This window comes from Trinickia sp., from assembly GCF_051953405.1.
GTDB lineage: Bacteria > Pseudomonadota > Gammaproteobacteria > Burkholderiales > Burkholderiaceae > Trinickia.
On the sequence record NZ_JBQCIV010000086.1, the window covers coordinates 75,402 to 98,301 of the forward strand.

The 22,900-nt window shown below is 62.9% G+C and carries 17 protein-coding genes; 11 read left to right on the plus strand and 6 right to left on the minus strand.

What is annotated here, in order from left to right:
- Positions 1 to 121 precede the first annotated feature (121 nt).
- The 6 genes from ACTHN9_RS15135 to ACTHN9_RS15160 all read left to right on the plus strand — a co-directional run bounded on the left by ACTHN9_RS15135 (position 122) and on the right by ACTHN9_RS15160 (position 10,007).
- The gene (locus tag ACTHN9_RS15135; protein ID WP_440537587.1) at positions 122 to 1,048 is read left to right on the plus strand and encodes a LysR family transcriptional regulator; all 927 of its coding nucleotides are present in this window, start codon (positions 122 to 124) and stop codon (positions 1,046 to 1,048) included.
- Between the two features lie 445 nt (positions 1,049 to 1,493).
- Positions 1,494 to 2,225 carry a hypothetical protein gene (locus tag ACTHN9_RS15140; RefSeq protein ID WP_440537588.1) on the plus strand — a complete coding sequence of 244 codons (732 nt, stop codon included), beginning with the start codon at positions 1,494 to 1,496 and terminating at the stop codon, positions 2,223 to 2,225.
- Complete coding sequence (locus ACTHN9_RS15145) at positions 2,222 to 3,151, plus strand: fatty acid desaturase family protein (RefSeq protein WP_440537589.1); 930 nt, start codon at positions 2,222 to 2,224, stop codon at positions 3,149 to 3,151. Before ACTHN9_RS15140 ends, ACTHN9_RS15145 begins: the two co-directional genes overlap by 4 nt.
- A complete protein-coding gene (locus ACTHN9_RS15150) occupies positions 3,148 to 3,894 on the plus strand; it encodes a metal-dependent hydrolase (protein WP_440537590.1) in 747 nt (248 codons plus the stop codon). Before ACTHN9_RS15145 ends, ACTHN9_RS15150 begins: the two co-directional genes overlap by 4 nt.
- Before the next feature lie 86 nt (positions 3,895 to 3,980).
- Positions 3,981 to 5,066 carry a hypothetical protein gene (locus ACTHN9_RS15155; protein ID WP_440537591.1) on the plus strand — a complete coding sequence of 362 codons (1,086 nt, stop codon included), beginning with the start codon at positions 3,981 to 3,983 and terminating at the stop codon, positions 5,064 to 5,066.
- A 120-nt stretch (positions 5,067 to 5,186) separates the two neighbouring features.
- Positions 5,187 to 10,007 (plus strand): type III effector protein, encoded by a 4,821-nt coding sequence (locus ACTHN9_RS15160; protein WP_440537592.1) that lies wholly within the window; start codon positions 5,187 to 5,189, stop codon positions 10,005 to 10,007.
- Positions 10,008 to 10,345: 338 nt separating this feature from the next.
- Here the strand turns inward: ACTHN9_RS15160 and ACTHN9_RS15165 are convergent, their stop codons facing one another.
- The 5 genes from ACTHN9_RS15165 to ACTHN9_RS15185 form a co-directional block, all read right to left on the minus strand.
- Positions 10,346 to 12,106, minus strand: a complete 1,761-nt coding sequence (locus ACTHN9_RS15165) for a hypothetical protein (RefSeq protein WP_440537593.1) — start codon at positions 12,104 to 12,106, stop codon at positions 10,346 to 10,348.
- A 76-nt stretch (positions 12,107 to 12,182) separates the two neighbouring features.
- Entirely contained in the window at positions 12,183 to 12,653 is a 471-nt protein-coding gene (locus tag ACTHN9_RS15170) for a type III secretion system chaperone (RefSeq protein WP_440537594.1), read from the minus strand.
- Complete coding sequence (locus tag ACTHN9_RS15175) at positions 12,650 to 13,126, minus strand: hypothetical protein (RefSeq protein WP_440537595.1); 477 nt, start codon at positions 13,124 to 13,126, stop codon at positions 12,650 to 12,652. Before ACTHN9_RS15175 ends, ACTHN9_RS15170 begins: the two co-directional genes overlap by 4 nt.
- A 171-nt stretch (positions 13,127 to 13,297) precedes the next feature.
- On the minus strand, positions 13,298 to 13,930 hold the full coding sequence (locus ACTHN9_RS15180) for a response regulator (protein WP_440537596.1): 633 nt from the start codon (positions 13,928 to 13,930) through the stop codon (positions 13,298 to 13,300).
- The gene (locus ACTHN9_RS15185; protein ID WP_440537597.1) at positions 13,923 to 15,560 is read right to left on the minus strand and encodes a response regulator; all 1,638 of its coding nucleotides are present in this window, start codon (positions 15,558 to 15,560) and stop codon (positions 13,923 to 13,925) included. Before ACTHN9_RS15185 ends, ACTHN9_RS15180 begins: the two co-directional genes overlap by 8 nt.
- 650 nt (positions 15,561 to 16,210) lie before the next feature.
- Here ACTHN9_RS15185 and ACTHN9_RS15190 point away from each other — a divergent pair.
- The 4 genes from ACTHN9_RS15190 to ACTHN9_RS15205 all read left to right on the plus strand — a co-directional run bounded on the left by ACTHN9_RS15190 (position 16,211) and on the right by ACTHN9_RS15205 (position 21,143).
- The gene (locus ACTHN9_RS15190) at positions 16,211 to 17,536 is read left to right on the plus strand and encodes a sigma-70 family RNA polymerase sigma factor (RefSeq protein ID WP_440537598.1); all 1,326 of its coding nucleotides are present in this window, start codon (positions 16,211 to 16,213) and stop codon (positions 17,534 to 17,536) included.
- A 694-nt stretch (positions 17,537 to 18,230) separates the two neighbouring features.
- Positions 18,231 to 19,028: a response regulator transcription factor gene (locus tag ACTHN9_RS15195; protein WP_440537599.1), complete on the plus strand. Its 798-nt coding sequence runs from the start codon at positions 18,231 to 18,233 to the stop codon at positions 19,026 to 19,028.
- Between the two features lie 393 nt (positions 19,029 to 19,421).
- The gene (locus tag ACTHN9_RS15200; RefSeq protein WP_440537697.1) at positions 19,422 to 20,486 is read left to right on the plus strand and encodes an ornithine cyclodeaminase; all 1,065 of its coding nucleotides are present in this window, start codon (positions 19,422 to 19,424) and stop codon (positions 20,484 to 20,486) included.
- Between the two features lie 36 nt (positions 20,487 to 20,522).
- A complete protein-coding gene (locus tag ACTHN9_RS15205) occupies positions 20,523 to 21,143 on the plus strand; it encodes a cysteine hydrolase family protein (protein WP_440537600.1) in 621 nt (206 codons plus the stop codon).
- A gap of 3 nt (positions 21,144 to 21,146) precedes the next feature.
- Here ACTHN9_RS15205 and ACTHN9_RS15210 read toward each other — a convergent pair whose 3' ends face one another.
- A complete protein-coding gene (locus tag ACTHN9_RS15210; protein WP_440537698.1) occupies positions 21,147 to 21,635 on the minus strand; it encodes an Lrp/AsnC family transcriptional regulator in 489 nt (162 codons plus the stop codon).
- 117 nt (positions 21,636 to 21,752) lie between these two features.
- Between ACTHN9_RS15210 and ACTHN9_RS15215 the strand changes: the two genes are divergently transcribed.
- Entirely contained in the window at positions 21,753 to 22,778 is a 1,026-nt protein-coding gene (locus ACTHN9_RS15215; protein WP_440537601.1) for a histone deacetylase family protein, read from the plus strand.
- Positions 22,779 to 22,900: the final 122 nt, after the last annotated feature.

Sequence of the window (22,900 nt, forward strand, 5' to 3'; positions counted from 1 at the left end):
AGATTGAGGCTAGGTTAAGATAGGCCGAGCTATCCTAAAAATGGATTCGATCCATTGCCGATATCGATTGTGTGAATACTTTCAGGCTAAACCCTGATACGCGTGACCGGAGACAGCACGCATGCGGTTCAACAAGCTCGACCTCAACCTGCTCGTGGCGCTCGATGCGCTCTTGAGCGAACAAAACATCAGCCGCGCTGCCGAAAAGATTCACCTCAGCCAATCGGCGATGAGCAATGCGCTGGCGCGGCTGCGCGAATACTTCGACGACGAACTGCTCGTGCAGGTCGGCCGCAAAATGGAGCGAACGCCGCGTGCCGAAGCGCTCAGAGAAAACGTGCGCGACATCCTCGTGCGCGTCGATGCCACCGTGGCGGCCCAGCCCGAATTCGCGCCGGCGCACGCGAATCGCTTGTTCCGCCTGTTGGTATCGGACTACACGATGACGACGCTGATGCCGCATCTATTCAAGCTCGCCTATGAGCAAGCGCCCGGTATCCGTCTCGATCTGCGTCCGCTGATCGCCTATCCTCACCGCGTGCTGGAACGGGGCGAAGCGGACCTCTTGATCATCCCAAAAGAGTATTGTTCGGCCGAGCATCCGACCGACCTTTTGTTCGAGGAGACTCACTGCTGCGTCGTGTGGGATCGGAGCCCGCTCGCGAAGGGCTCCATGACGAAGGAGCGCTACCTGGCGGCCGGTCATGTCGCCGTGCAGGTCGGAGACGGGCAAACCGCAATCGCCGACTGGTTCATCGAGCGGCTGGGCGTAGTCAGGCGTGTGGAGGCCACGACATATAGCTTTATGTCGCCGGCCTATTTGCTGGCCGGCACCAACCGCATCGCCACCATGCATAGGCGGCTCGCCGAGGAGGCTTCGCACAGCCTGCCGATCGTGCTGCGCGAAGTGCCGATCGCCGTTCCGACGATGGAACAGGCAATGCAGTGGCACAAGCATCGCACGACGGATCCGGGGCTGACTTGGTTGCGCGCTCTGCTGAAAGAAGCCGTTACGGCGATGGACAAAGCGCGCTGCAACGCTGGCTAGGTCCGCGCGGGAGAAACGCAAATCGAGCGTTTAAGTCCGACTTAAATTTGACGGTCCTTTCTTCTCATTTAACTTAGGCTATTTCTCAAATTTTGATATAGATCGCCTTTCTGCGAGGTAGACCCATTTGTCCGTCTCATCGCGAGACAGTTCGTGAAGTACGGCGGGCGACACCCGCCGATAGCCGGCGCCCAGGCGACCAAGTCCTATCGCGGCTTCCGAGGGGGCAGAGGTAAGGTATATCCTACTAGAATGTAAGGATTTTCTTCATAGTAGTATTTATTATCTCAATTGAATACGTTTCCGTCTGCCTTCGACAAATCCGCCACATCGATTCTGAGATATTCCGTTATTTCGTCATATCAACGACACATGAAATAGACAAAATTCCGGCCCATCCGATAACCGAATCGCCTGCGCACCGTTTCGCGCGGCACGCTAGTCAATGGACCATAGCCTTCACTTCCTCGCGCCCTCGACCGCTCGCCCCACCGCCACCGAACCCGCGCGCGCCCGATTCCTCGGGCGCCGGGATTTGCCCGCGCTCATGGAGCTAGAGCGCGAGAAATGGAACGACGATCAAGCGGCATCCCAGGACGACCTGTGCGCGCGAATCGACGCTCATCCCGACCTGGCTGTCGGCGCGTTTTGTACGCGATCCGGCCGCCTGCTCGCCTCGCTATTCATGCGTCCGGTTGCCGACGATTTTTATCGGCACGTGCAGACGTGGGACGATTGTGTCCGCGCGCCCCTGCCGGCTACGAGTTCGACCCTGTTCGGTATCAGCCTGTCGAGCCGCAATGGCGATGGCGTCGAGGCACTGCTGAAGTTCTTCTGGCCGATTGCGCTCAAGCGCGGCTGGCGCCATATCTATCTCGGCTCCCCGGTGCCCGGCCTGCGCGATTGGCGCGAAGCCCATCCCGATGGGGCTGTCGACGAATACGTTCACGCCACGCGCCGCGGTTTGCCGCTGGACCCTCAGTTGCGCTACTACCGCTCGCGCGGCTTCACGAAGGTGGTTTGCGCCAAACCCGACTACTTCCCGCATGAGCGCTCGCTCGACTACGGCGCGATTTTGCGCGGGACGGTTCCGCTGTCGGCGCTCGCGCCGCTGTGGGCCGCGCTGCCGGAGCCGTACGTTCGACGCGTCACGCGCGCGCTATCGTCGTTGCTATGACGCTCGCCACGAAAGCCGACGTTCGACGCCTTGGCAACCGGTGGTACGCCGAGCTGCCGAGTGCTGCGTTCGTCCTGGCCGTCGCAACGAATACGATCCTGATTTTCCGAACCGCCGCCGTCTGGCCGCTCGTCGCGCTGATCGTCCTTCAAGCGATCTTGATGGTGGGGTGCCAAGAGGCAAAGCATTTGTGCGTGCACGGCACCTTCTTCCGCCATCGCCGTCTGAACGATGCGATGGGGATCGCCTGCGCGGCGTTGTTCGGTGTCAACTTCGCGGCTTACCGTTATTTTCATTTCGCGCACCACCGCGCAACCTGTAGCGAGGCCGATCCCGAAGGCCGCCTGTATTCGCTCAGTTGGCGCACGCGGTGGATCTGGTTGCTCGCCCCTGTCGAGCTGCCTTGGGTGGCCTGGCATATCGTTCGAACCGCCTGGCCGATGGTGCCCGAGAACAAGCGCTCGCAACGCCAGGTAGCGCTTGTTTGGATGTCGGCATTCGGCGCGCTGATCGTCGCCGGTTTGGTGGCCGCGCCCATCACCGTCGCCTGCGCCTACTTCATCCCGCTGGCGCTGTTTTCCTGGTTCGACTTCATCCTGACGCAAGCGGAGCACTATGGTGTCGCCGTCACGCCCGCTGCCGACGGACGCGATCCGCACACCGTGAGCCATGACATCGTGTTGCCGTTGGGGCTCGGGTGGCTGACGCTGCATCGCGCCCTGCACGGCGTCCACCACGACAATCCCGCGCTCCGCTGGTTCGAAGCGCCGCGCGCGTTGAAGCGAAACACGGCGGCAATGCCCCTCTCGTACGGTGGCTTCGTGCGGCATTGGCTCGCGAAGGGCCCGAGACTGTGGCTCACCGCGCAGGGCCGGCAAGCGAACGCCACGATTCCGACATCGTTTCGCTCGATTCGCCGTTCATGACCATCCGCCCTTGTGTTTCCGCCCCTGTTCCCGCCACGCGCGCCTGGAACGGAACGCTCGTCCGCAGCCGCTTCTTCGATGCGCTTTCGTTGCTGCTGCCTACCGGCGAGGCATTCCTGATCGAGACGCTCGAATCGTGGCGAGCCGCATTCGAGCCCATGCCGGGCGATGAACTCGGCAGCGAAGTGGATCGCTTCATTCGGGAAGAGCAAGCGCACCGTCGCGCGCATAGCCTGTACAACGCTGCGCTCATCGAGGCCATCCCGTCGATGCAGCCCATCGCCGAGCGTGCGAATGCCATTACCGCCGAGCTAGCCCACTTCGGCGAGCCCATGAAACTCGCGCTCGTCGTGGCGTTCGAACATTTGACGGCTGTGCTCGCCCAAGAGGTCCAATCTCATCGCTTTTTGCTCGTGCAAGACGAGTCGCGTGCAGCGCGGCTATGGCGTTGGCACGCAAAAGAAGAACTCGGGCACCGTCACGTCGCCGTCGATGTGGCGAGGCGCGTCGGACTTAAGCGCGGCACGCTGACGCTCGCGCTGCTGCTGGCCACCGGCTACCTTGCCACGGATCTTATGCGCTACACGTTCGCCCTATGCCGATGCGACGTGCACGCAGGCGCGAGCCGCAAAACGATGCTGGTCGACTGCGTCGGCTTCGCCCTGGGCGCCGTTCCTTCCCTTATGCGTATGTCTCGACATTGGTTCGGCCTGCTGCTCGCGCCGTCGCGAGGCGCGCACTGACGCGTTCACCTGGCACCCGCAGCGACCGACCGACACCCGTTTCGCTCCTTCTTCTCTCGCCGCCTATGACTCGGTACATCCTTTCCTTGGCAGGTTCCGCCGACGACGCTCAATTGCGCGAACGCATGGCGCACGATTGGATCGAGGGCGACGCCGCCATCACGCTACGGCGCGAACCGTCGTACTTCGACGCTTCGCGCCTGCTCGGCACCGTCGTGCAGGTGATCGTCGTCCGAGAAGTGGCGACCGACCGCATCGTCGCAACGGGGTGCCGCTCGATCGCCACTTCGTACATCGATGGTCAGCCTCAGCGCACAGCCTTTCTCTCGGATCTACGCATCGATCCGGGCCATCGTAACGGCTTTGTGCTCGCGCGCATCTATCGGTTTCTGAGAGCGCTACACGATGCCGATCCGCTGCCGTGCTATACGCTCGTCTACGACGATAACGAACGAGCGCTAAACAACCTCGTGGGAGGCCGGGCGGGCCTGCCGCACTATTTGCCGTACGGACGCGTGTTCGCACGGGCCGTCAGGCTCGCGGGCAAGCGAGACGCACCGCGCTTGGCCGGCGTCGAAGTTCGGCGCGCAACGGCCGGCGAGCTGCCCGAACTCGTGCGGTTCATCAACGCGCAGCGCGCCACTCGCCGATGGGCACCCGCACTCGATACCGCCGATTTCGAGCCCGGGCATCGATGCGACACGCTTCGCGCCGAAGACTTCTTCGTGGCGTGCCGCGACGGGCGCATTTGCGCCACGATGGCCGTCTGGGACCAAAGCGCTCTGCGGCAGGCTCACGTCGAACGATATGCCCGTTCGACACAACTGCTTAGGATGCCTTATAACGCGATGGCGTCCATCCGCGGATGGCCCAGACTGCCCGCGCAGGGCAAGCCGCTGCCGTATGTCTACCTCGCGTTCGTCTCCGCGCAAGACGACGATATTGCCCTTTGCGGCGCGCTGTTGTCACACGTCTACAACGGCCTATGCGGCAAGCGGTATCTCTACGCGCTGGCCGCGTTGCACGACGACGACCCGTTGCTGGCCGCGTTCGACGCGTACCCCGGCACCACCTCCATCGTCCGCGCCTTCGAGGTGGACTTCTCGCGCGAGCCGGACCTGACGCCCGCCATGAAGCCCCAGCGGGCGTGTATCGAATTCGCCTTGACCTGATCGGCGCGTAAACGATACCGGCTTCGTTCGGGGAGAAAGGGTTTCGCCGGCGGCGACAGAGCATCGAAGGACGCGGACCTAGGATGCGCGGTACCTCCCCTTCCACGATCCGCCTCCGTCATGAAATCGAATCGCATTGCCCCGAGCGCCACGCCTCCTGCCACTGCGCAAACGCCGGCCGGGGGCACGTCGGCAAAAGAGGGGCAGGCCGCCGCAGCGTCGCAGTCCGCGGGCGCCGCGCGATCCTCGCGCGGAACCGTGCGAGGCCGCCTGGCCCAATTGCTCGACATCAAAAAGGTGCAGCACGAGCCGGCCGTCAGCGTCGCGCACTGGAACGAAGCGGCCACGCTCGAGATATGCGAGCGTTGGGCGCAGGGCCAGCGCAACAAGCCGTCGGTGGTTGGGCTGTCGCGCTTGATGGCACTGAACTTCGAACGCGCACGACCGAATGCGATCCCGCCCGAACTCGAGCATCAGCGCCTGCTGCCCAAAGGCGCGGACAACGAGACCTACTATCGCGAGATGATCGCGACGTTCTTGAAGACGGTGGGGCTCGAGGATACCGACGCCGCGATCGATAGCTTCAAGAAGGCAGGGACCGGCAGTTTGCATCGGCAGCACACGGCCATTGCGTCCGCCGCCAGCGGCGCATTCAGCGTCGCGCAGTTGGCGGCATCGGCCAATCTACCGGCCAAAACGGCGCTCTCGGCGGTTCAGATGCTCATGTCGGCGATGACCACCGAACTCGGGTTCGAGTCGGCCAATCTTCGATTCCGCAACTCGGGCACCGAGGAAATCATGCCGGCCGGCAAAGCCGATGCATCGCCGAGCGCGAAGACCGGGCCTAACGTCATGCAGGCAGCCGGGCGGGTTGCCCTAGATCTGCACAAGGTCGGCCGCTCGGTGCAGAAGATGGAAAGCGCGCAGGCGGCACTCGACGACGCCCGCACTCGCCTTTCGAATCCCGCCGCCACCCCGGCGCAGCGACAAAAAGCCGAGCAGGATTTGCACGCCGCGGGGCAGGCGCTGTCCATCGCGTATGCGAGCTTTTGCATGCGCGCGCAACTAAAATCCGATTACAAGACTGCCTCCGAAAGCGCGAAGATCGAATACCACGGCAACAAGCGCGCATTGGGTGTGGGCGTGGCGTCGAGCGCCGCGAGTATGACGGCGACGGTGCTCGGCGTGCTGACGCCCGTCGTCGTATCGTCCGCCGTGACTGCGGGCGCGACGGCGGCGGCCGTCGCAGCGGCGGCCACGATGTACGTCGGCTATCAGCTCAGTGCGGGACCGAGCAAAGACGGCGAAGACAAGGCCAAACGCGCCATTGTCGCGCTGGCCAAGTCATTGGATCTGCTGGGAGGCAATGCGGCCACTCAGCAGAAGGAACGGGCCGAGGCCTATCGAACCTATATCTCGGAGAAGCGCGCGATCGGCAAGCCGCAGGTGCGCAAGCAAGCGAAGGAGAAGCTGCTGGCCAAGCTCGATGAAATCGCGCGACGCGACACGGTCAAGGACGACCTCGATCCGGTCGAGAACTGGAAGTCCTATGCGGCACTGAGAGGCCAAGTGGCGCAAGCGGGCACCGACGACGCCGCGGTGGAAGCGCTCGAAGCGGCATTCGTCGAATCGCATGCGAGCCAATTCAAGACATCGACTGTCTCCGACGCGTGGAAAACCCCGGAGCGCATGCGCTTCGACAGCATGGGGCGTTTGCTGCTGGGCAAGGTGACCGAATCGCTCGTTTCGCTGCACGACCTCAATGCGAAAGCCGGGGGCGCCGGCACGCGCGATCCGCGTCTTGCCGCGTCCTCGCGTGCGCAAATGCAGGGCCGCCGCGCCGAGGTCAAGGCCAGTCTGCGCGATTGGCTTCACTTCGAACTGGCGCAATCGCGTATGAAGGCGGCGTTAGCGGAAAAAGATCCGGTTCAGTCGCACGCCACGTTGAAGACGGCGGCGCAAGCGCTTGCCGCGATCGAGAATCACGACGCGCGCGACCTCTTCAGCGAAGATGCGCGCAAGCAGGTGGAAGCGACGAAGCTCGCCAAGGCCAGCACGATCGGCGAGCGCGAGCGCTACACGATGACGAACGCCGGCCCGACCGCATTGGCCGGCGTCGTGAACGCGTTCGGCGCGACGACGAGTCTTGCGCTCGCCGTCGAGAAGGACATCGCCGTGGGTCAGGGGCTTCATCCGCAGGCCAAATTCGGCGATCAGAACGACGCACGCTTGCTCATGCAGGGTAGCGCCCCTGTGACGGCCCCCTATTCCGCAGCCGAGCGTGCGCGTTTCCAAAAGACCGGCATGAGTCAGCTCGTGGCTACGCTGGCGCGCGATCCGGTGACATTGAAAATCGATCTGCCGGCCGCCAATTCGATGCTGTTGGATTTGAACGATCGACACCACGATGCCGCGCTCGACAAGCTGCTGAGCGCGATCGAAGGATCGAGCGACGTGCCCGACGAGATTCAGTTTTCGATCGGCGGGGCCAAGCTTTCCACGGCCAAGCTCAGCGGGACCACCGGTTACTACGATTGGCGCTACCGGCAGGCGCCGGTGTCGACGAAAGCGAAATTCGTGGCGCAAAAAGCCAAGATGTTCGCCGATAGCGTCCGCGTGTCCGTCGCGAGCCCGGTCGCGCAAGCCGTCGCGCAGATCCCGCTGAGCGCGACGCGCCGCGCGGTCGATCGCGGCCATCAAATGAATATCGGTGTGCGCGAACGCCTGACGGATCTCGCGAAGGGCACGCAGGCCAGCGAAGCGCCGCAACCGCAAGCCGCGCCGGTAGCCACCGATGCGGCGCTAAGCGAAAGGGTCGCCACACCTCGCGTTTCTATCGGCACCGATGAGGTACCCATAGACGGCGATCCGGCGGCGGCCGAAGGGAACGGCGTTTCGCCCGGCAGCGCGCCGGTTCAAGACAATGCATCGGTTCGACACGATGTGCCGGCACCCTCGCACGACGGCGCGACGGTAACCGAGCAACCGTCGGTTCCCGTGTTCGCCCCGCATCCGGCGACACTCGCCTTGCGCGAGATCCCCGAGTTGGGACACAGCGCGCGAGCCACGCATGGGGACACCCCGGCGGCGCGGCCGCAAGCCGCCTTCCGCCCGCGTCCCGCACAAGCGGAAGCGGCCGGAGCCGCGGGAGAACCGTCGACGCACCCCGAACTCGAAGCCCAACGCAACATGATGATGGGCGCGGGCCGCGCCGAAACGCTGCAGTGGTTCGAACAACGCGGTATCCGCGCCGCTTACAACAGCGGCCACGGGATGGACTGCCTGATCATCTCGCTCTTGCAGCACGCGACGGGCCGCTACGACGCGCAATCCGAGCCCGAACTCGCCGAGCTGGCCGGGCACTATCGCGCGGAACTGGCGCAGAATCACCCCGAGATCCAGCAAGGCGATCTGATGCTTTACGACGACGAATCGGCCGTGGCGGCGCTGATCCGAACGATCAATCGGGACTTTGGCGCCGACATGAACGTGCATTTGATTACGCCGACCCCCGATGGCCCGGTGCGCTTCCAACCCTCGCAATTGGGCTCGCAGCCGGTCGGCATCGCCATGTTCGGCAATCACTTCCAGGCCGTCCATCGGCCCGCGCAGGAGGCACCGCAAGCAGCGGCGGGCGAGAGCAAGACCGAGAGCAAAAGCGAGAGCGGAAGCGAAAGCGGGAGCAAAGCCGCCACCGGTTCGAAGTCGCTATCGCGCGAGGCAAGCGATGCGGCCGCGGCTGGCGGTGCTCGCGCTGCCGGGAACGCGAGCGAGGCTCGCGGGTCTCGCGAGACGAGCCCGCGCGCAAGCGCCGCGACCGCCGAGGAAGCACGCGTGACCGGCGATACCTCCCCGCGAGCCATGCACGACTCTCCCGTGCTGAGCCGCGACGACGAGTCGCGCATGTCCCGCCTCGCAGGCGAACGGGCGAGCAACCGTCGCGGCCCGGGCCGGCTCACCTTCGAAGCACCGCGTGAAGACGTACACGAGGCCGGTGGCGCTTCGCCACGCGCCTCGCTCGGATCTCGCCTGATCAACCGCGAAGACGAGTCGCGCATGTCCGGCCTCGCCGCCCAGCAAGCACGCACGCGGCAAGGCGCGGGCCAGCGAACCCAGGAAACGCCCGTCGAACCGGCAATGGACGAAGCGGCTTTCGTTCGTACGCCCAAACGGGGTTCGAAGGCCGTACGGAAAACCGTTCAGGGGTGGCTCTCGGGGAGTCCCCAGCCCAGCTCGACGGGACGTGCCGAAGGCGACAACGCGGTGCGCAGGTTCGGACTCGGTAGTCACGTGCCCACGCCCAAACGCGATCGGAAGGCTGCTCGGGAGAACACCGGCGCTTGGCTCTCGGGGCTTTCCCGTCACGATTCCATCACGCCGCCCGAAGACGACAACTTGGCGCACAAGTTTACGCTCGGCGACCACGTGTCCGCGCCCAAACGCGATCGGAAGGCCGCCCGAGAAAACGCCCGAGCTTGGCTCTCGGGGCTTCCCCAACGAGAGGCCATCGATCCGCCCGAAGACGGTAACGGTGTGCGCAAGTTCGAACTCGGCGACCACGTGCCCACGCCCAAACGCGATCCGCAGGTTGCACGGGAAAGCGCCAGCGCTTGGCTCGAAGCGAGTCCTCATCCGAGCGAGATGGAAGCTCCCGCAGACAACCCGGTCGCGAGCAGGTTCCAGCTCGGCGACCACGTGCCCACGCCCAGACGCAATCCGAATATCGCGCGGGAGAACGCCAGCGCCTGGCTCGAATCGAGTCCTCATCCGAGCGAGATGGAGCCCGTCCCTTCAGGCAACCCCGCTCGCACACCCGAAGGCAGCCAGCAGGCCGCGGCGACTGACATCAAACCGTGGTGGGAGGCAGTTCCCGATCCGAATTCCGAAGAGGTGATCGGCGAACGGATTCGATCGACCTTCCCTCCCGTCGACGACGAATGACGCCTGAGCCGGGCGTCGACCGCTCCGCCCGGGCGCGGTCGATGCCCGGCGATGGCCGCAGCGCTTGCCGAATTGCGTTTCCCACATTTCCCTAATCCCACACCTTTCGACGCTTAGCCCGTCATAGACGCGGCGTCCGCACGCAAAGCCGCACACGTTCGCGCGCCAAAGTGAACGGAAGGCGCCGGCACGCTACCCGACGAAGCCGCGCGCGATACGTGTGCGATACGCTGCCGACGCCCCGTCGACGCGATAAAAACAAATCGCCGCCGATTCGTTGTGGATTCGAATCGGCGGCGATCTTACGGCTACGGCGACACTTCAACCTGCAGCGACACTCAAACGTTGTCGTCGCCTCGCGGCGCTTCGGCTTGCGCCGCAGCTTGGGCTGCGGCCTCTCGCCGGGCGGTGGCACGCTTCGGACCTGGATCCTCCTTCTTGCGCACCGCACCTTCGGCCTGCCACGTTCGCGCGATCGTCCCGTACGTCAACCCCGCTGCGACGGCGGAGGCACCGTTGTTCATCAAACCGCTCAACCACGCCGGCGCGTGCAGTTTCTCGGCAACGATCCCGAGCACGTTGCTTAGCGAAATGTTCGAGTCGATCACCGCGGTACGCGTGATCGATTGATCGAGCACCCGCCCGTAGTCGGTTCCCGTCCGCTCGGGTTTCCACATCTGACGCGTGCCCGCCTCGTTCGCTTCCTGTTGCGTGACGTGAATCCAATCGGACGTCTCAAGCAGCGTGTTGATCGTCGCCTTGACGGCCGACGAATGCGCGATCGTGCCCAGTGCCTGCCCTAACGAAAGCGGCGAGGGGTGTGCCGCCAGCGCCGCTTTCGCGTCCTTGTCGCCGAACGTCGCCGCCAGCTTCGTGCGCGCATCGCTCAAACCCGCGGGAACGGCGCCATAGGAATAATTCGCGATGAAATTCGCCTTCGCGTAGAACTCGCCGGCCGCGTGCAAATGCGCGCCGCTCACCCCGCCCTTCGTCGCCGCCTCGGTATCCACCATCGCAAACGATGCCTGAATCGAATCTCGCGCAGCCGCGTAAGCCATCACCTTCAGGTCCGTTGCGAGCACCTGCGCGCCCAAGTGGGGTTGCCCCACGCTGGGTCCGCTAAAGCTCAGCGCAACGTTCGTGATGACGCTGGCCGTGGCCAGCGACGTCACAGCGTCGGAGTACTTACGCTGCTCCGCCTTCTTCGCTTCTTTCTCTGCGTGAGGCAGCGCTTCCCACTCGGCCTCGCTGAGGTTGTGAAACCCGCGGGCGGCCTCATCCGGGTTGCGCTGCTCGCGCCCTTGGCGCAATCGATGCAGCCCGAGCGTCGCCACGCCGGTTGCCACTTGCATCGCATTCACGGCGTGGGGCGGCAGTTGGCGCAGCGCCGCGTAAAGCGCCTCGTACATCATCTCGCGCGCGAACGTCGTCGCACCGGTCGCGGTCGTCTGATGGATCAAGTGGCCGGCCGCCGCACGGACCAAGCGCGGCGAGACGGTCAGCACGCCGAGCCCTGACACCGCGCTGGTCCCGGCGCCCACGACCGCTTTCTTTGTATGGTCATAGCCCGCAAGAGCCGCCTTCTTGCTCGCTCCAGCAGCCGTGGCCACCCCGCTCCTCGCCGCGTTGAGCCCGGTCGCCGCCGCGCCCGCCGCTCTGCCGAGCGCGCCTTGCAGCGAAGCGGTCAGCGAACGCCCGCCGCCGCTCGGCGCCGTGTGCGTTTCCGTCTGCGTCTGCCCGCGCGCCGCGCTCGTCTCTCCGCGCGGGACGCCTGATTGCCCCCCGGGGGCGGTCATGCGGATCGAAGGAAAGTCGGTCTCGAGCGCCACAAAGCGCGAAGACGACACCCCTTGGAACAGCGACGACACTTCGCTTTCGTCATGGTCGCTGCCCTCGTCGCTGTCGCTCCCGTAGGGCTGAGCAGACACCGAGGGGCGCCGCCCCGACGGCAATCCTTGCAAGCGCGAATCCGTGATGCGCGCCGAGTGCTCGCCGACAGGCGGCGTCGATCTCGGCTGCCGCGACGTGCTTTCCTGTGTGGGCTGCTCGTGCTGCGCGGAAGATGCGCCCGACGTGCCCGCGATACTCTTGTTGAACATAGCTTCTAACCCCATTCGAAACTACCGGACTAATGGTCGAACGATCGGTCCGGTTCGATCGCAGCGCACATGAGGGTCAAGCACGCACGGCTTGTAAATCGGCCGCGAACGCGGCGAAATTGCGCAGCCACTGCGCAAGCGCGTCCGGCATGCGCGGTTCCAGGTTCCACCGGCAGAGCAACTGAGGGCCGCCAAGGCCGATGGCAAAGCTGATGCCGGCCGTCAACAGCCAGTACGTGTTCGCCTTCAAAAGCCGCGCACGCTGCTCGCGGGAGCCCGCCCAGTTCTCGTCGAGCAATGCGCCCACGATCAGCGCCGACTCGTCGGGCGCCAGCAGGAGCACCAAGCGTTGTGTCCCAAGCGCAATACGTCCGGTGCGGGCCGCTTCGCGCGCCACATCCGGCGCGGCGCCGAGCGCCGTCATGACTTCGACGACAAGATCGAGCACCGCCTGGGGCGCATCGAATTCCTGCTCCGGCGCACCGGCGATCGCCGTCGGCCGCGTTTCGCCGCGTTCGCGCATCTCGCGCGTATCGATCGTTTTCATTGGGAGACTCTCTGCGAAGCGGGCAGCGCCGATGCACCCGTGCGCACGGCGGCGCAAAGCTCGACCATTGCTTCGAGCACGGCGCGAAGGGAGGCCGGCGTTTGCATCGATTCGGAAACGCGCATTAGCAGGCTCGCCGAGCCGTCGTCGTCGACGGCGAAGCCCCACTCGCCGGCGATCATGGCCGCTTCGTTGGCCACGAGCAGCGCATCGTGCCAAGTGGAACGGTCCACGTCCGGCGGACACGGCAGCGTCGCCTCGGCAATCCATTGCCGCGGCTGCGCCGAGGGTTCGTTCGTGTGAAGCGCCAGTTCGATATCGTCGAGATTCAAGCGCCCCGAGCCGGCGAATTGCCGCGCGCTTTCATCCCCTAGTCCCAGCATGCCCGCCAGCTCCGTCAAGAGCGCCGCATCGTTGCGATGCGGGGGGCGTTGCGACGCCTGCGCCTGTAGGCCGGTGTTCGCCATATCCATGTCCCTCCCAGTCCGGTTACGCATGTCACGTTGGATAGGGATCCAACCATGCGAACCGAGTCTAGGCGGGCCAAACGTTAGCGCCGCGCGTAGCCGGCGAAATGCCTCGTCACGCAGCGAACGAAATCGATTTCATGCCCGGGCGGACGAAAGCGGCGCGCGCGGCGGCGTTTAGTGCGCGGCGAGCCCGTGGCGGATGGAATAGCGAATGAGTTCGGCGTTGTTTCTCAAACCGAGCTTCTGCATGAGGCGCCGCTTGTGCGTGCTGATCGTTTTCGCGCTGAGGGCGAAGGTGTCGGCGATGTCGTTGATGCTGCGTCCGCTCGCGAGCGCGCGCAGTACCTCGAATTCCCGGTCGGAGAGGATTTCGTGCGGCGGCACGTCGGTGGAGTGACGCTCGAACACCACCGCGTCGACGAGTTTCGGATCGATGAAGCGTCCGCCGTCCGCCAGCTTGCGAATCGCGGCCAGCAAGACTTCGGGATCGCTGTCCTTGGTGACGTACCCGGCCGCGCCCGCGCGTAATGCGCGCGAAACGACTTGCGCTTCGTTGTGGATGCTCAGGATGAGCACCGGCATCTCGGGATATTCGCCGTGGACGCGGCGAATCAGATCGACGCCGCTGATACCGGGCATCGTCATATCGAGCATCAGCAGGTCGACTTCCTTGCTGCGCAGCTTGGTCAGCACATCGGCGCCGCTTACCGCCTCGTCGACGACAGTAATATCCGTGGCCGTCGCCACGATCTGCTTCAATCCGCTTCGCACGACCGCATGATCGTCCGCGATGAGAATCTTAATCATGTCCGCTTCCATCTTTAGCAGGAATACCAATTGAAATCACGGTGCCGCAACCGGGCGCGCTGTCGATTTGCAGCGACGCGCCGATCAGGCGCGCGCGTTCGCTGATACCGAGCAGACCGTAGGAGTCGCGCTTTCCCGCGCCGGCCGGATCGAACCCGCAGCCGTCGTCGCTCACGTGAATCTGCAATGCGTCTTCCCCGGATACGACCGTCACATGAACGCGCGTGGCGCCGGCATGCCGAGCAACGTTCGTCAGCGATTCTTGCACAACGCGAAAAACGGCAGTCGCGCGGGAATCGCTGACAGTGGGCTCGCTACCGATCGAGAGAAGCTGGCAAGAAATGCCGGTCCGCTTGTTGAAGTCTTCCGATAGCCATTCGAGCGCCGACAAAAGCCCGAAGTTCAGCGCCGCCGGACGCAGATGATTGGCGACGTTGCGCACCATGAAGATCGTCAGTTCGACCAACTCCCGCATGTCGGCGACTTTCTTGAGCAAGTAGTCGGGCGCTTCGCTCAACCGCATTTTGAGCAGCGACACGTCCATCTTCAAGGCAGTCAGCAATTGACCGAGTTCGTCATGGATTTCCAGTGCGATCCGCTTGCGTTCCTCTTCGCGAATCGCCTCCATGTGCGCGCTGAGCTGACGCAGTTGTTCGCGCGAATCGACTAGTACGCACTCGATCCGCTTGCGTTCGGTGATATCGCGAATGCCGAGATAGATCGCCGGTTCGTCATGGTACGTGGCCAACCGCGCCGTGAGCGTCCCCCAGAACGTGGAGCCGTCCAGCCGCCGCAGCTCGACCTCTTCGTCCCGCACGATACCGTCGCGCCGGACTCGCTCCGTCACCCGCTGCCGATCGGTTTCGTACACATATAAATCGTGGCGGTCGATCTCGCCGGGCGCCTGCTCGCCGATACCGAACAATTCCCGCCACGGGTCGTTCGCATAAAGGACATACGGTGCGTTCGGCCGGCCGATGCAAAGCGGTACGGGGCTCGCTTCGACGATCACGCGCAATCGCGCTTCGCTGCGCTTCAGTTCCGCTTCCGCGCGTTGACGCACGTCGATTTCCGCCCGTAGCTCGTCGTTCGCCAGGGCCAGCTCGCGCGTGCGCTGCTCGACCCGCAGTTCGAGTTCGGCCCGGATACGCGATAGCTCATGTTCGGCCTGTTGCCGCACCCCCACTTCCTGCTGCAGTTGAAGGTTCTGCTTGACGAGCGCCTTTTGCATCTCGCGCATCGTCAAATGCACGTTCATCCGCGCAATCAGCTCGTCGATCCGAACAGGCTTCGTGACGTAATCGGCGCCCCCCGCGCGGAACCCTTCGACCATCTCGTTCACGCCGTCCGCGACCGTCATGAACATCACCGGAATATCGCGCGTGCGCACGTCGGCTTTCAAACGACGGCAGGTCTCGAAGCCGTTCATGCCGCCCATGTTCACATCGAGCAGGATCAACTCGGGCAGGCCGTATCGCGCGCGCTCGATCGCTTCCGCGCCGTCGAGCGCGATCAAGACCCGGAAGCCGCGCTCGCTCAGGGTATCGACGATCAAGCCGAGATTCGCCGGAGTATCGTCCACGATCAGCACCGTCGCGGTGCACAGTACGGAATCGGACGGTGCATTCATTTAGGCGGCCTCTTGTCCACCGGCGCTTGCGGCGCAGGCGACGGCGAACACCCGCGCGACCGCGCTGCGGCGCAGGCGATCGATCGGGCTCCGACCGGAAAACGAGACGCGGGCGTCCATGTCCCCTTCAAATGAGAATCGTTGGCATGCGCCTATTGTGCATGCGTTGGCGTTGAGGTTGCGGCTTCCCCCCCGAGGAAAAAACGGCAAAGAAGCTGAGCAAATTGCTGATTATGGCGTCAGGAAATCCTTACCCCAACTCGCACGGTACCGCACGCGCCGGACATGACGCCGGGCGCGTGCGAATGAGACCGGCCTCGCGACGGCGATAGTGGCTTCGATTTTGGTCATCCTTCCTTTCCGAATTTTCAGGATTACCTGACCGCGCAACGCATTCCAGCCGCGCCGATAGATACAGTAAATTGCGGCGATAGGTGCCGACAATGCTCATCCGCAGGGTCGGCGTCGATGCGATGGAAATATCGATATCTATGCCGAGGTGCGCCACGTATGGTCGACGCACCGCGTATCCCCGGCGGCACCACTTGCCCGCCCGGCAGCGCCATCGCAACTCGATCGCGGTAACCGCTGTGCGAGAACGAACCGGCAGTTTGTAGGGAGAAGATAAAGATATGGGAACAACGAATAGCATGGAGCCGCGTCTTTTTTGGTCCAGCGCATACGGCCGATCCGCGCCGCCCGCGCTGGCAACATACGGCAACCTGGCGGCTTCGGCCGCCTCGATCCAGCAAGACGATCCGACCGTCGTATTCATCGACTGCATCGACGCCGATGCGCAAGCCGAAGTGAGCAAGTGGCGCAGCAGCCACGGAGCCGCGCCGTACCTGGTGCCCGTCGTCAAAAGCGCATCGCCGCAAATCGTCGTCTCGCTGATTGCGCACGGCGCCAACGACGTCGCCGGGCATGAAAACCTACTATTTCCCGACGCCATCGTCGGCCGTTCGTGCGACGAAGCTAGGCTGATGCATCTCGCCAAGTCGTGCGCGGGCAACGCCGACTGGCTGCAACGGGCCGCGGACGACATCGCGTCGCCCGTGTTCTTCAAGAATGCGGCGGGCGCCTATACCGGCTGTAACGAAGCCTTCGAGCGCCGGTTAGGCCGCGACCGGAGGCAGCTCGCGGGGAAAACCGTCTACGACATCGCGCCGTCCGATCTCGCACTCGTCTATCAGCAGGCCGATCTCTCGCTCGCCTCGCGCGGCGGCGTGCAGATTTACGCCACGGGACTGCCCAAGCCATCGGGTGAACTCGGGCTCGTGCGGTTCTATAAGAGCGTCATTTCCGACGGCGCGAACATAGCCGGCATCGTGGGCACCGTTCACGACATCGGCTCGTCCACGGCGGAAGAGGAGATTCAAGAGGCCCTTCGCGAGTTGCTGCGCCATGCGAACGCCCATGGGGCCGAGGCATTGCGCGCCGATGCGAGGGCGGACGCCGACCGCATACTGCTCGCGCGCATCGCCCGCAAAGACGCCGCTGCATTGGCGCGCCTGCACCGGCAATACGCGGGGCGGCTCAAGCGTTTCCTCAACCGGATGACGTGGAGCAGCCACATGATCGACGAGGTCGTGAACGATGTCTTTCTCGTCGTATGGAACAAAGCAACGGATTTCCGCGCGCAATCGTCGGTCTCGACTTGGCTGATGGGTATCGCTTATCGCTGCGCCTGTCAGGCGATTCGCAGCGAACATCGGTTCGCCTCCACGTTGCCGCTTTCGTACGAGCAGCATCTGGCCGCGCTGCAGTATTCGCACGACTACGAGGGGGCCGATTTGCTGACCAAAGCGATGCGGCAACTGCCCGTCGATCAGCAGCTCGTCATGTCGCTCTCCTATGTGTTCGGTCATTCGACCGAGGAAGTCGCGGCCATCACCCGTTCGACGGAATCCGCCGTCAAAGCGCGTATCCGCCGAGCGAAGGAGCGGCTGCGCGACATCATCGAAACCCTGCACTAGCGCCCCTGGAGCGGGCCCGCTAGCCTGCGGCGCCCGCCGTATCGCAAACGATGTGCAGCCGAGCGCTCACCGCTCGGAATCGGCCCGCGCAAGGCCTCGTATTCCGTTCTTTGCGCATCGCATCGCATCGCACCTCGCACCTCGCACCTCGCACCTCGCACCGTTATCCGCGCTCAACCGAGTTCGATCGAGTTCGTCTCTTTCGGCCGCGGCGTTCGCGCGTTTTTCAGTACGGGCATTCCCGATCGCCCCATTAAAACGGTAATTCACATACATCGAATATCTGATCGGAACACGCGAGATTTGATCGGCTTATGCGGCTCAGATCAGTCGGATTCAAATGTAAGAACTTTCTGACAGCCCACTGCCCGCGAATCGCGCCGAGCCAATGTACGCGGCGTTCGGCCGCGTAAGGATGTCTGAGAGTACGCCCGAACCGGGGCAAAACCCGAAGTATCCGGAATGACGGCAAACGCCACTAACGGATAAGACTTCATTCAATGAAGCAGGGTGCGACCGAGCGCGCCCGACAGGGGGGCAACGGCGCAGACGACGCAAACGCCCTCGAACGAAACGATCATCGTTGGAGAGAACGAGACGTTTCATCGAATAGCCGACCATCGCAAGCGTTCGAGCGATGCGGCCGTTGTAGCGTGCGATCGATCTTCGATCGAGCGCCGACTGGAGAATTAAAGTGCGATTCGCTCTCGTTACCGATGATCCGCAACTAGCGACCAACCTTAGTGATTGCTTCGCCGAAGACAGTATTGCCGTCGTACCGTTCGAGGCTGAATTGCCGCTGTTTCGCGCCATGCGAACCACGGCGTTCGATGCCGTCCTGATCGATGCGCAAAACAACGCGACGCTCGTAAACTCGCTGCTGTCGTGGCAGAACTGTAACGGTGCGGCGTCGCTGCCGGTGATCGTGCTGACGTCGTCCTCGAACTGGATGGCCATGCTGCGATGGATCGACGCGGGCGCCACGGATGTGGCGAATCGTTTCGATCTGCAACACGTTCGGCTGCGCGCACATATCGCGATGCGGCGCCACGCGCCCGAGACGCAAGACGACATCGTCGCATGCGGCGGATATGTGCTGCGACGGCACGAAGGCACGCTGACGATCGACGGCGAAGAGATTCCGCTCACGCCCCGCGAATTCGCCATGGCATGGCTGCTGTTTTCCAATGCGGGGAAATTCCTGAGCCGCGCGCAGATCGCGAGCAGCGTGTGGGGTGCGTGCGAAGACATTGCAGGCCGATCGATCGAACAGCACATCTACAAGCTACGCAAAAAGCTCCGGCTGTCGGGGCAAGGCGGAGCGAACCTTAAAACGGTCTATGCACTCGGCTATAAGCTCGATCTGGCCGCGTCGGAGGGATTCATTCATGAGTCCGCGCAATGGGAACAACCCCGCACTCGCAGCGTGCCTACTGCACCGACGCCCCGCGCTTTCGGCGTCTCGTTCGCGGTCGCGCCGGCGCATGGCTGAGCGAGCCGATTCGCTAGCTAGGGGAACGCCGATTTATTCGGCACGGCGGGCATCGAGACGGTCAGCTTTCCGGCGTCGGACCAACCGGCGTCCGCACGAGTAGCCGCTCACGCGGACCCGACATGCGTCAAACCTGGGTGCATGCTCGTCTGCGCAAACCGCTTCATCGAGTGGTCTTTTTGACAGGGTGCCGTAGACAAACATCGCGCACCCGTGGCCTCGCGCGCACCGAAAAAGCACAATTATTCCGTCGCTAGGCAAATAGACTATTTACCAACACTTGCTCGCTTTTTAGCGTTCCAAGTGGGTACCCACGCAGGCGCCGATTCGCCACCGAGCGGCGTCCTGCGAGGCATCGCATCCGCAAAATTCAGCAACTTAGGGGCTGCACTCATGACCCGCTTCATTGACGTGCCTACCATGTCCAGGATGGTAGATACGATCGGCGTTCCCGCGTTCATCGAGGAACTATCCAACTATATTCGCGACGACTTTGTCCGATGGCATGACTTCGATAAGGCTGCCCGAGTCGCGAACCATTCGGAAATCGGCGTCATCGAATTGATGCCGGTCGCCAATGCGACGCGCTATGCTTTCAAGTATGTCAACGGCCATCCCAAGAACACGCAACGGGGCCTCTACACTGTGATGGCATTCGGCGTTCTCGCTGAAGTGGAGACGGGCTATCCGCTCCTGCTATCGGAATTGACAGTGGCCACCGCGCTTCGGACCTGTGCAACGTCCCTGATGGCCGCAAAGGTCCTGGCACGACATGGTTCCAGACGGATGGCATTGATCGGAAATGGCGCCCAGAGCGAGTTTCAGGCGCTCGCATTTCACTGTCATCTCGGTATCACGGAGATCGCTGCCTATGACGTGGATGCCGACGCAACGAAGAAATTGATCCGCAATCTGGCGCCCTACACCGATTTGAAGATCACGCGGGCGGATTCCATCGCTCACGCCGTTTCCGGCGCCGACATCGTCACGACGGTCACCGCAGACAAGACACGTGCGACGATCTTGACTTCGGACATGCTAGAGCCCGGCGTGCACATCAATGCAGTCGGCGGCGATTGCCCAGGCAAGACCGAGCTTCACTCGGACGTGCTGCGCGCCGGTCGCGTGTTCGTCGAATACGAACCGCAAACCCGGATCGAGGGCGACATTCAGCAGATGGAGATCCACTTTCCTGTCTCCGATCTGTGGCGGGTTCTGGCCGGCGAAATCCCCGGCCGCATCAGCGAGCACGAGATCACGATTTTCGATTCGGTCGGCTTCGCGCTCGAAGACTATTCGACGTTGAGGTACGTCCTTGCACAGGCCGATGCACTCAACCTGGGTATGGGTGTCGAGCTTGTTCCCTGGGGCGAACATGACGATGAAAACGACCCTAAGGACCTATTCCGCTATACCCGTGCAAGCCGCTCGCGAAAAGCGGCGACGCGCGCAGCCTGATCTCCATCCACTCATCGACACCACCGAGGATCCCACATGATTCCGCGCTTTCGCGAAGACACCGCACTTCTTTTGATCGACGTCCAGAAGGGCGTCAACGATCTTCAGCACTGGGGCGGCCCCACCGGCAGACGAAACAATCCCGCCGCCGAATCCAACATGCAGCAGGTGCTCGAGGTATGGCGCAAGGCCCGCCTGCCGGTCATTTACACGCAGCACGACTCCCGCCAGCAAGTATCCCCGTTAAAAATCAGTTCGCCAGGCGGAGCCTTCATCGACTCATTAAAACCCGAGGCTGGCGAGTTGATCGTTTGGAAGGACGTCAACAGCTCGTTTGTCGGCACGGTTCTGGAGTTGGAACTGCGTCGCCGTCATATCCGGCGTCTAGTCATCGCAGGCTTCTTTACTAACTACTGCGTTGAAACCACCGTGCGCATGGCCGGCAACATGGGCTTCGACACCTATTTGATGCACGACGGCTGTGCGACCACGAACCAGATCGGAATCGATGGCGTCGATCACGATCCCGAGGTAATCCACGACATTTCCGTGACGAGCATGAACGGCGAATTCTGTACCGCGCTCGATCATCGTCAGGTTATCGGCCTGCTGGAAACAGACAATCCCGGCCTTAATCGCATTCAACGCAACGAGTAGCGCCTAGTCCTGCGGCACTTCGAGACGCGTCGTCGCTTTAATTTCGCGGAGCGCCAGACTCGACTGGATCTCCGCGATACCCGGTTGCTTCCTCAGTATCCGCTCGATGAAATCGCCATATGAATCGAGATCTTTCGCGACGATCTGCAGCAGATAGTCCGCTCCCCCCGTGATCTTGTGGCAGGAAAGCACCTCGGGGCGAAGACGGATGATCGACTCGAAATTGTCTGCGGCTTGATCGGAGTGAACGCTGAACCGCACACTGACGAACGCGAGGATCTGATACCCGAGCTTGCGACGATTCAGGTTGGCCTGGTAGTCGATGATGTAGCCCGCTTCCTCCAGACGTTTTCGTCGACGCCAGCATGGCGTCGTGCTCAGGGAAAGTTGCTCCCCGAGCGTGGCGTTCGATAGCGTGGCGTCTTCCTGCAACAGCCGAAGAATTTTTCTGTCGATCGCGTCGATATCGCGCGCCGAACTGTTTGCCTCCATTGCACCCGCCTTTTTAGACAAAATGTGCTCCCAGTATAGGCATCGCGGGCGCCGATAGCAAAAGAATCGCTTTTTGAACTGCGTAAGATCCTCTTTAACCCTTCTAGCCCGCCCATCATGATCACGATCCATAGCGACCTGCATCACCGACACCACGGAACCGAGCTGAAAGATGGAAAGCTCACGCCATCATTCGAGTGCCCGCAGCGCGCGCAGGTCGTACTGGAAAGGGTCCGTACCACCGCGCTCGGGGATGTCGTCGCGCCGACCACGTTCGAGCCGGTTGCCTACACGAGCGCGCATAGCGAGCGCTATGTCGAATTTCTCTCGACAGCCTGGAGCGAATGGGCGGCAACAGGAAGGCCATCTGAAGCGTTGCCGCTCGTTTGGCCGGTGAGCGCCTATGCGAATGCCAGGATGCCCGATTTTATCGACGGCAAGCTGGGCTATTTCGCCATGGACGCCGGCTCGCCTATCGGACCGAATACGTGGGAAGTGGTGGCCGAGAGCGCGAATATCGCACTGACCGGGATAGATTTAGTGTGTCGCTCGCAATCGGCTTTCGCGCTGTGCAGGCCGCCCGGGCACCATGCCGGTCGCGAATATGCCGGTGGGTACTGCTATCTTAACAATGCCGCGATTGCAGCAGAGCGGGCTTTGACGCAGGGTGCCGATCGCGTCGCCATCCTCGATGTCGACTATCACCACGGCAACGGCACCCAGGATATCTTTTACCGTCGCAGCGACGTACTGTTCGTGTCGTTACACGGCGATCCCGCCTTTTCGTATCCCTATTTCGCTGGATACTCAGATCAAACCGGAGAGGCGGCGGGCGAGGGATTCACGCTCAATCTTCCGCTACCTCGCGGCACGGATTGGCAACGCTACCGAGTCGCGCTCGACGTCGCGATAGATACGATCAGTCGCTTCAGACCGGATGTTCTAATCGTTTCGCTGGGTGTGGACACATTTGCCGGCGATCCCATCAGCCATTTCCGTCTGAAAAGCGAAGACTATTCGCTCATGGGCCAGTCTCTCGCCAGGCTCTCGACGCCGACCCTGTTCGTCATGGAAGGTGGCTATTTGGTCGACGCAATCGGAATCAATGCCGTCAACGTCCTGCGAGCTTTCGAGAACGGGTGACGAAGAATCGGATGATGCCTGGGGCGCGAAATCCACCTTTATGCAGGTTCCGCCCATCCAAGCAACCAAGGCTACGTAGTTGCCGAAACACCCTATCCATCCCTGGGTCCGCCCACCTTACA

Bases quoted from the DNA above. Each gene is read 5' to 3' on its own strand.
- ACTHN9_RS15140 (WP_440537588.1), top strand. From the start codon at position 1,494: ATGGACCATAGCCTTCACTTCCTCGCGCCCTCGACCGCTCGCCCCACC.
- ACTHN9_RS15215 (WP_440537601.1), top strand. From the start codon at position 21,753: ATGATCACGATCCATAGCGACCTGCATCACCGACACCACGGAACCGAG.
- ACTHN9_RS15160 (WP_440537592.1), top strand. From the start codon at position 5,187: ATGAAATCGAATCGCATTGCCCCGAGCGCCACGCCTCCTGCCACTGCG.
- ACTHN9_RS15200 (WP_440537697.1), top strand. From the start codon at position 19,422: ATGACCCGCTTCATTGACGTGCCTACCATGTCCAGGATGGTAGATACG.
- ACTHN9_RS15180 (WP_440537596.1), bottom strand. From the start codon at position 13,930: ATGATTAAGATTCTCATCGCGGACGATCATGCGGTCGTGCGAAGCGGA.
- ACTHN9_RS15145 (WP_440537589.1), top strand. From the start codon at position 2,222: ATGACGCTCGCCACGAAAGCCGACGTTCGACGCCTTGGCAACCGGTGG.
- ACTHN9_RS15185 (WP_440537597.1), bottom strand. From the start codon at position 15,560: ATGAATGCACCGTCCGATTCCGTACTGTGCACCGCGACGGTGCTGATC.
- ACTHN9_RS15150 (WP_440537590.1), top strand. From the start codon at position 3,148: ATGACCATCCGCCCTTGTGTTTCCGCCCCTGTTCCCGCCACGCGCGCC.
- ACTHN9_RS15135 (WP_440537587.1), top strand. From the start codon at position 122: ATGCGGTTCAACAAGCTCGACCTCAACCTGCTCGTGGCGCTCGATGCG.
- ACTHN9_RS15170 (WP_440537594.1), bottom strand. From the start codon at position 12,653: ATGAAAACGATCGATACGCGCGAGATGCGCGAACGCGGCGAAACGCGG.
- ACTHN9_RS15165 (WP_440537593.1), bottom strand. From the start codon at position 12,106: ATGTTCAACAAGAGTATCGCGGGCACGTCGGGCGCATCTTCCGCGCAG.
- ACTHN9_RS15210 (WP_440537698.1), bottom strand. From the start codon at position 21,635: ATGGAGGCAAACAGTTCGGCGCGCGATATCGACGCGATCGACAGAAAA.
- ACTHN9_RS15205 (WP_440537600.1), top strand. From the start codon at position 20,523: ATGATTCCGCGCTTTCGCGAAGACACCGCACTTCTTTTGATCGACGTC.
- ACTHN9_RS15175 (WP_440537595.1), bottom strand. From the start codon at position 13,126: ATGGATATGGCGAACACCGGCCTACAGGCGCAGGCGTCGCAACGCCCC.
- ACTHN9_RS15190 (WP_440537598.1), top strand. From the start codon at position 16,211: ATGGAGCCGCGTCTTTTTTGGTCCAGCGCATACGGCCGATCCGCGCCG.